Annotated in this window: 8 protein-coding genes; 2 read left to right on the top strand and 6 right to left on the bottom strand. The window is 69.2% G+C overall.

What is annotated here, in order from left to right:
• The 5 genes from ABDW35_RS26510 to ABDW35_RS26490 all read right to left on the bottom strand — a co-directional run.
• Positions 1-235, bottom strand: a 235-nt coding sequence (locus ABDW35_RS26510) for an EamA family transporter (protein ID WP_343716859.1), incomplete at its 3' end; no start/stop codon positions are given.
• Positions 236-356: 121 nt separating this feature from the next.
• Positions 357-590, bottom strand: a complete 234-nt coding sequence (locus ABDW35_RS26505; RefSeq protein ID WP_343716858.1) for a hypothetical protein — start codon at positions 588-590, stop codon at positions 357-359.
• Positions 591-678: 88 nt separating this feature from the next.
• A complete protein-coding gene (locus tag ABDW35_RS26500) occupies positions 679-1,152 on the bottom strand; it encodes an SgcJ/EcaC family oxidoreductase (protein WP_343716857.1) in 474 nt (157 codons plus the stop codon).
• A gap of 153 nt (positions 1,153-1,305) precedes the next feature.
• Positions 1,306-2,070, bottom strand: a complete 765-nt coding sequence (locus ABDW35_RS26495; protein ID WP_343716856.1) for a 5'-methylthioadenosine/adenosylhomocysteine nucleosidase — start codon at positions 2,068-2,070, stop codon at positions 1,306-1,308.
• A gap of 81 nt (positions 2,071-2,151) precedes the next feature.
• Positions 2,152-3,546, bottom strand: a complete 1,395-nt coding sequence (locus tag ABDW35_RS26490; RefSeq protein ID WP_343716855.1) for an amino acid permease — start codon at positions 3,544-3,546, stop codon at positions 2,152-2,154.
• Between the two features lie 443 nt (positions 3,547-3,989).
• On the opposite strand from ABDW35_RS26490, the gene ABDW35_RS26485 reads away from it, so the two are divergent.
• A complete protein-coding gene (locus ABDW35_RS26485) occupies positions 3,990-4,670 on the top strand; it encodes a hypothetical protein (protein ID WP_343716854.1) in 681 nt (226 codons plus the stop codon).
• 12 nt (positions 4,671-4,682) lie between these two features.
• Here the strand turns inward: ABDW35_RS26485 and ABDW35_RS26480 are convergent, their stop codons facing one another.
• The gene (locus ABDW35_RS26480; RefSeq protein WP_343716853.1) at positions 4,683-5,684 is read right to left on the bottom strand and encodes a glycerophosphodiester phosphodiesterase family protein; all 1,002 of its coding nucleotides are present in this window, start codon (positions 5,682-5,684) and stop codon (positions 4,683-4,685) included.
• 99 nt (positions 5,685-5,783) lie between these two features.
• Between ABDW35_RS26480 and ABDW35_RS26475 the strand changes: the two genes are divergently transcribed.
• Positions 5,784-8,143, top strand: a 2,360-nt coding sequence (locus ABDW35_RS26475) for a ligase-associated DNA damage response DEXH box helicase (protein WP_343716852.1), incomplete at its 3' end; no start/stop codon positions are given.

Raw genomic sequence — 8,143 nt, 5'->3', positions numbered from 1 at the left:
TGGCGGGGAAGAGGAAGGCGAACTGGCCGACGAACAGCGTCAGGCCGATCGCCAGCATGCGCGGCCACGGCACCTGCGGGCGCGGCAGCAGGGCCGCCGGCAGCGCCGCCAGGATGAAGCGCAGCGCGGCCAGCAGCAGCGGCGGGAAGCTGCCGAGCCCGATGCGGATGACCACAAAGTTGAAGCCCCAGATGGCGGCCACCAGCAGGGCGAGAAGGATATGGCGGGGTTTCATGGGCGCTCCGGTCCGACGCTCCGGTCGTTGCGGGGCATCCTCGGGCCCGGCCGCCAGCTTGGCAAAGCCCGAACGCCGCCCGATCCATGAGCCCGGCCGGGCCCTGCCATGCGCGATGCGGTCAGAATCCCATCCGGGACGCCACGCCGCCGGCGCCGTGAAGGCGGATCCCGATGATCTCCGATCGCAGCAGCACGGTCTCGCCGCCGTCCTGGACCAGGTGGACGAGGTCGCGGGCGGTCCGGACGTCGCGGGCCGAAATCTCGTGCCCGCCGCGGGTGAGCAGCACCAGCGACGCGCCGGCGCCGGCGGCCCGGAGCTTCTGGGCATAGTCCTCGATGATTGCTGCGTCCATGGCCTCCTCCGTGCCGCCCCGCGGGCCGACGATCTCAGCCATGATGTTGGCACCCGCAGCGTGCCTGTCGAGCCCCGGGCCGCCCCGGTCAGAAGTTCAGGTTGCGGATGATCTGCCAGTGCCCGGACGCACCGCGCTGCCACACCGTCAGGTAGAGGCCCGAGGAGGTCGAACTCTTGCCCTGGGCGTCGACCTTGGTGGTGCCGCCATGGCCCCATTCATAGATCAGCCCGTCGCGGATGACCTGGATGCCGTCCTGCTGGATGGTGCCGCCGGTGATCCTGGTGCCCGGGACCATCCGCTCCTTGAGGAAGGCCTCGATCGCCGCCCGGCCGGTGTAGGTCCTGCCGTTGCCGAGGATGAACATGGCGTCGTCGGCGAAGGGCTCTGCCGCCTTGTGGACGTCGCCCGCCTGCAGCGCCGGCACCCAGTCGGCATTGGCCTTTTCGATCTCCGGCTTGGCCGAGGCCAGGTCTTCCTCCGGCGTGGCCGCCACCGCGGCCAGGGATAACGACAATGACATGCCGAGCATGAAGGCGGCGAACGGAAGACGGATCGTCATCGGGGCTCCTCCTTGCAACGTGCCGGCCCGGCTTCGGCGCCGGCTTGTCCCGACACTATAACCTACAAGGAGGTTAGGATATGCAAAAACGCGACGATGCGACGGCCGGTCGACCCAGTCGCCCACTTGTCCCAGATTGTCGGGAGCAGCCGGTTACAGCACCGTCGAGATCCGCCCGACGACACGGGCGGCGATGCGTGCGGCGGCGTCGAGGAACGCCGGAAAATCCATGTGGCTCTCGCTGCCCGCGAGGTCACTGAGCGCCCGGACCACCACGACAGGTACGCCGAAACGCTCGGCCACCGCCGCCACCGCCGCGCCCTCCATCTCGATGGCGACGCCGCCGAAGTCGCGGTGCAACCGCTCGCGCTCCTGCGCGTCGTTGAGGAAGATGTCGCCGGTCAGGACGGTGCCGAAGATCAGCCGCGACCGGTGCGGCTCGCCGCCGGTCGCGGCAGCATCGAATCCACCGATATCAATGCCTTCCAGAGCGTCCTTGATCTTCTCTCTGAGCATCGGCTCCAGGCCGTAGCCAGTTTCCTCCGGGAAGCCGGGCAGCGGCGGCACGCCGGGCTGGTAGGGCTTCAGCCGGCCGCTGACGCGGGCGCCGTAGTCGTGCATCACCAGCCGGTCAGCCACCACGACATCGCCAATGGCGAGGTCCGGGTCGAGGCCGCCGGCGACGCCGGAGAACAGCAGCGAGCTGCAGCCGAACTCCTGCAGCAGCAGGGTCGCGACCATGGCGGCATGGCTCTTGCCGATGCCGGCCTCGACCGCGACCAGGTCGCGGGTGCCGAGGCGGCCGAGGCGGAAGCGGCAGCCGGCGATCTCGCGCTCGGTGCGCACCACCAGGTCGGCATGCGCCGCCAGCTCCTGCGGGATCGCCGCCATCAGCCCGATCGGTCCGTCCGTCCGCATCAAATCCTCCGCTGTCCGTCGCCGCCCCTTATGCGCCGGCCGGGCGACCAGCGCAAAGGGTGCGACGGTCGGGACCGACGGTCAGGACAGGCCGAGCGCCGGCCGGCGCCGCCCGCCGGTCAGCAGGTAGCCGACGATCAGCAGCGCGAACCAGACCGGCGCGACATACAGCGCCACCCGGGTCGACGGCTCGAAGCCGAGGAACACCGCAACCAGCACCAGGAAGGCCACCACCAGCCAATTGGCCGCGGGCGCGCCCGGCATGCGGAAGGCGACCGGCGCTGCCCGGCCCTCGGCGACCGCGCGGCGATAGCCGAGATGGGCGATCATGATGATGCCCCAGGTCCACAGGCTGCCGACCAGCGAGATGCTGGTGACCCAGATGAAGGCCTCCTCCGGCACCACATAGTTCAGCCCGACGCCGATCAGCATCACCGTGGCCGAGGCGGCGATGCCGGCCACCGGCACATGGTTGCGGCTGACCCGGCCGAAGACGCGCGGCGCCTGGCCGGACCGGGCCAGGGTGAACAGCATGCGGCCGTTGCTGAACAGCCCGCTGTTGCAGGACGAGGCGGCGGCGGTGATGACCACGAGGTTGATCACGTCGGCCGCGGCACTCAGCCCCAGCTTGTCGAAGACGAAGACGAAGGGACTGGCATTCGGGTCCAGCTGGGTCCAGGGCAGCAGCGACATGATCACCGCCAGCGCGCCCAGGTAGAAGATCAGGATGCGCCAGATGATGCCGTTGGTGGCGCGCGGCAGCACCTTGGCCGGATCCTCCGCCTCGCCGGCGGTGACGCCGATCAGCTCGACGCCCTGATAGGCGAACATCACCATCTGCAGCGCCAGCACGGCGCCGAGCACGCCGAAGGGCAGGAACCCGCCCTGCGACCACAGGTTGGAGACGCTGGCCCCCTGCCCCAGGTCGCCAATGCCGAAGACAATCACGGCCAGGCCGCCGAGGATCAGGGCGACGATGGTCACCACCTTGATCAGCGCGAACCAGAATTCCAGCTCGCCGAACAGCCGCACCGCCACGATGTTGACCACGGTCAGCACCGCCAGCGTCACCAGCGCCGGGATCCATTGCGGCACGTCGGGCAGCCAGTAATGGACATAGACGCCGACGGCGGTGATCTCGGCCATGCCGATCACCACCCACATGAACCAGTAGGACCAGCCGGTGGCGAAGCCAGCGAAGGGGCCGACGAACTCCTCGGCATAGGTGGCGAAGGACCCGGCCACCGGCTTGTGGAGCAGCAGCTCGCCCAGCGCCCGCATGATGAAGAAGATGGCGATGCCGCCGATAGCATAGCTCAGCAGCAGCCCCGGCCCGGCCTTGGCGATCGCCTTGCCGGAGCCGAGGAACAGGCCGACGCCGATGGCGCCGCCGATCGCGATCATGTGGATGTGGCGGCTCTTCAGCCGGCGGGCGAGATCGCCGCCCTCGGCGCCGGCACCGGACGATTGGCTCATATGGCCCATCGCGCTTCCTCCTGATGTCCTTCTTCGGGCCTGAAGCCCGTCGGCCGGCATCTTAGGAGGGAAACAAAAAAACGCATCCGCGGAGACATATAATTTCGTTTCTTATTATTGACATGGATCAGAACAAAAGATGGAACAGAATTCATAAAACCCAATCTATATTTGTCTGACAAAGATCGTCGTCTCATCTGGAGGCAGCCGAATTCCTTTGCATATTGTCTCGGTTCATTTGCCCGAGCGGAATTTTTGCGGCGCGGAATGAAGAATGGGCCGCGGCACCACCACAAAGGCGGCCTGTCCGATATGCATGCAGCTACGAGTGCCACCGGCCGGCAGGCTACAGGCGTAACGCGAGGGCCGCCGGATGAAATGCTTTTGACGAAAATCCGCTAGAAGATCCCGGCAATGAGATTTCATCGATAGAGAGCGGCTTGATGAACGCGACGACGATGATGGCCGAGCTGCAGGCCGACCCCGAAGCGTTCCTGCGCCACTACGTGGTGTCCATCGCCGGCGGCAACCCGAATCTGGCACAGCCCTTCGAGAAGCAGGCGATGTTCCAGATCCAAACGGGACATTCCCAGAGCTACGCCGGCTTTCAGACCGGGCTTGCCGGCCTGATGTCCAAGACCAAGGACCGGCCGATGATCAGGTTCGTCAAGCTCGGCGCCAACAGCGCCGCGGCGGCAGGCGACGATGTGATCGATGCCTGGTATGTGCCGATGGCCCAGCGGACGACGCGGCTGGTCAACCGACACACGCTGCTGCCCGGCAACGGCGGCCCGGACATCGCCCTCACCTCGCAGCTGTCCGGCTGCACCTTCTCGGTCGGCGCCGCGGGGGCGGATGGCGGGCGCATCGTCGCGCATATCCAGCCGCCGAAGGGCGCCCAGCCGACCGCGGCCGACTACCGGTCGATGCGCGACGCCGCTTCCTTGGGAGAGATGGAGCATTTCTTCGACCGCGAATCCCGCCCCGGGGCGACGTCCTATGGCGATCCGGGAAACCGGGCGACGATCATCGGAGTCCGGCGACAGGGAAGCTGGTCCTTCTATGCCCAGACCTACAGCGTCCTGGAGCGCCGGCTGCACAGAGTCGAACGGTTGAATTCCTGAAGCCGGGGCCGATCATCCCGGCCCGCCCAATTGCCTCAGCCCAGGCCCGAGCCGGTCGATCCGGTCTGTCTCGATTCCCCCGGCGTAGCCGTCGGCGACCAGATCGGCGATCAGCGCCGGATCGTCGATGCCTTCGGAGAAGCCGCCGCCCCACGGCCCGATCAGGAAGACCGGCGAGCCGGCCGCCTGCATCCGGGCCACGAACAGATGCGGCCAGCCCCACAGCCAGGGCGCGACATTCGACGGCACCAGCAGCACCGAGCGCCGACAGGATTCGGGCACATGACCAGTCCAGCCCAGCGCGGCATAGCGGATGAAGCACTCCTTGATCGAGGCACGCGACATCGAGCGGACCGCCGGCAGCCGCTCGCGCAGCACCGCGATCGGCCGGTCGCCGCCATAGGCGGCCAGCAGCTCCAGGCGGTCCGGCGGCAGGGCCGCGAGGGTGTCGGCCAGCAGCGCGCCCTCGGCCGGGTCGTTGCTCTTGACGTTCAGCAGGAAGCGGCGTCCGGGAAAGGAGTCCAGCACTTGGTCCAGCGACGGCATCAGACCCACGCCCGTGCCGCGGAACGGGTAGGTCCGGCCACCATCCGCGGTATAGCCGTAGCCGATGTCCAGCGCCTGCAACTCGCCCAGGCTGTGCTCGCGGGTGACGCCGTGGCCCTGGGTGCGGCAATCCACCGTCCAGTCGTGGAACACGGCGAAGCGGCCGTCCGTGGTCGGGTGAATGTCGAGCTCCACCGCATCGGCGCCGAACCCGAAGGCCGCGCGCATCGAGGCGATGGTATTCTCGAGATAAGGATGCTCCGGCGGAAGCATCCGGGCGGCGGTGCAGGTGTCGCCGGTCAGCCCCTCGCGGCTGTAGCCCTGGGCCAGGCCGCGATGCGCCAGCAGCACCGGCGGCCCGCCCGGCGCGCCATACAGCCACGAGCTGTTGTTGATGAACACGAACGCGGCAAACACGCCCAGGACGACGAGAACAAACACTAAACGCTTGCGTGTCCGGCGGGTCATGGGCTGATCTGTCAAGGTAATGGGGCGGGCACAGGCTGGCCCCGGATCATGGCCGAAACGGCGCGGTGCCGTGACGGTTGGATGTCGAGGCGCAGGCCCATGACCGCATTGGCGGAGATCGTCGAACCGCTGCTGCCGCCGGCCTTCCAGGGCTGGTTCCGGCACAAGGGCTGGACGCCCCACCCGCATCAGCTGGAGATGCTGCAGGCGGCGCGCGACGGCACCCATGCCCTGCTGATCGCCCCGACCGGCGGCGGCAAGACCCTGGCCGGCTTCCTGCCGACCCTGACCGAGCTGGCGGAGCGGCCGCGCGAGGGGCTGCACACCCTCTACATCTCGCCGCTGAAGGCGCTGGCGGTCGACATCCACCGCAACCTGGAGCAGCCGATCGCCGAGATGCGGCTGCCGATCCGGGCCGAAACCCGCACCGGCGACACGCCGCAGGCCAAGCGCGAGCGCCAGCGCCGCCATGCGCCGCAGATCCTGATGACGACGCCGGAAAGCCTGGCGCTGCTGCTGTCCTATGGCGACGCCGACCGCATCTTCGGCAGCCTGCGCTGCGTCATCGTCGACGAGCTGCACGCCCTGGCCGGCACCAAGCGAGGCGACCTGCTGGCGCTTGGCCTCGCCCGCCTGGCCACCCTGGCGCCGGAGGCCCGGCGGGTCGGGCTGTCGGCTACCGTGGCGCACCCGGACGCGCTGGTCGCCTGGCTGTCGCCGACCGGCCATGCCGACCCGGCCCTGGTCCGCACGGTGCGCGGCCCGCCCGGGATCAAGCCGATCGTCGAGATCATGGAGACCGAGAGCCGCCTGCCCTGGGCCGGCCATATGGGCACCTATGCGGCGCAGGATCTGTACGACCGCATCCGCAGGGCCGGCACCACCCTGCTCTTCGTCAACACCCGGGCGCAGGCGGAACTGGTGTTCCAGGCGCTGTGGCGGATCAATGACGAGATCCTGCCGATCGCCCTGCACCACGGCAGCCTGGCTGCGGAGCAGCGGCGCAAGGTCGAGGCGGCGATGGCGCGGGGTGAGCTGCGCGCCGTGGTCGCCACCTCCTCGCTCGATCTCGGCATCGACTGGGCGGCGGTCGACCTGGTGATCCAGATCGGCGCGCCGAAGGGCGCCAGCCGCCTGCTGCAGCGCATCGGCCGGTCGAACCACCGCTTCGACGCGCCGTCGGTCGCGGTGCTGGTGCCGGCCAACCGCTTCGAGGTGCTGGAGTGCCGCGCCGCCTCCGACGCGATCGACGCCATGACGCTGGACGGCGACCCGCCCGCCCCCGGCACGCTCGACACGCTGGCGCAGCACCTGCTGGGCTGCGCCTGCTCCGCCCCTTTCGACGCCAAGGCGATGTATGCCGAGGTGCGCCGGGCCGCACCCTATGCCGCCCTGACCCGCCGCGACTTCGACGACGTGCTCGATTTCGTCGCCCATGGCGGCTACGCGCTGCGCAGCTACGACCGCTTCCACCGGTTGAAGCAGGATGCCGGGGGCCGCTGGAAGGTGGCCAGCGCCGTGGTCGCCCGGCAGTACCGGATGAATGTCGGCACCATCGTCGAGGAGGAGATGCTGAAGGTCCGCCTGTCCGGCGGCTTCGGCAAGGTGCTGGGCGAGGTCGAGGAGTATTTCGCGCAAGGGCTGGTGCCGGGCGACACCTTCATGTTCGCGGGGCAGTTGCTGCGCTTCGAGGGCATCCGCGAGATGTCGGTGATCGCCAGCCGCGCCGCCAGCGGCGAGCCGAAGGTGCCGGCCTATGCCGGCGGCCGCATGCCGCTGACCACCCATCTGGCCGACCGGGTGCGGCGCCTCTTGTCCACCCCCGCCCATTGGGCCGGGCTGCCGGACGATGCGCACGAATGGCTGGAGCTGCAGCGCGAGCGCTCCGGCCTGCCCGGCCCGGGCGAGCTGATGATCGAGACCTTTCCGCGCGGCGGCCGGCACTACATGGTCGCCTACTGCTTCGAGGGGCGGCAGGCGCACCAGACATTGGGCATGCTGGTGACCAAGCGGATGGAGCGCGCCGGTCTGGGGCCGATCGGCTTCGTCGCCACCGACTACGTGCTGGCGACCTGGAGCCTGGAGCCGGTGACCGACCCGGCGGTGCTGTTCGACGAGGACATGCTGGGCGACGACCTGGAAGCCTGGATGAGCGAATCCAGCCTGCTGCGGCGCACCTTCCGCAACGTCGCGGTGATCGCCGGGCTGATCGAGCGGCGCACGCCCGGCGAGCGCAAGACCGGCCGCCAGGTCACGGTCAGCGCCGACCTGATCTACGACGTGCTGCGCCGCCACCAGCCCGACCATGTGCTGCTGCGCGCCACCCGCGCCGGCGCGGCGCGCGGCCTGGTCGATCTCGGCCGCGTCGCGCTGCTGCTGAAGCGCGCCCGGCGCAAGCTGACGCTGCGCGCGCTCGACCGGATCTCGCCGCTGGCCGTGCCGGTGCTGCTGGAGATCGG

It is taken from the genome of Inquilinus sp., assembly GCF_039594555.1.
Taxonomy (GTDB): domain Bacteria; phylum Pseudomonadota; class Alphaproteobacteria; order DSM-16000; family Inquilinaceae; genus Inquilinus.
Note: the sequence above shows the minus strand (reverse complement) of the source record. Positions and strands in the feature narration are given on the sequence as shown.

Bases quoted from the DNA above. Each gene is read 5' to 3' on its own strand.
- ABDW35_RS26505 (WP_343716858.1), bottom strand. From the start codon at position 590: ATGGACGCAGCAATCATCGAGGACTATGCCCAGAAGCTCCGGGCCGCC.
- ABDW35_RS26480 (WP_343716853.1), bottom strand. From the start codon at position 5,684: ATGACCCGCCGGACACGCAAGCGTTTAGTGTTTGTTCTCGTCGTCCTG.
- ABDW35_RS26485 (WP_343716854.1), top strand. From the start codon at position 3,990: ATGAACGCGACGACGATGATGGCCGAGCTGCAGGCCGACCCCGAAGCG.
- ABDW35_RS26500 (WP_343716857.1), bottom strand. From the start codon at position 1,152: ATGACGATCCGTCTTCCGTTCGCCGCCTTCATGCTCGGCATGTCATTG.
- ABDW35_RS26490 (WP_343716855.1), bottom strand. From the start codon at position 3,546: ATGAGCCAATCGTCCGGTGCCGGCGCCGAGGGCGGCGATCTCGCCCGC.
- ABDW35_RS26495 (WP_343716856.1), bottom strand. From the start codon at position 2,070: ATGCGGACGGACGGACCGATCGGGCTGATGGCGGCGATCCCGCAGGAG.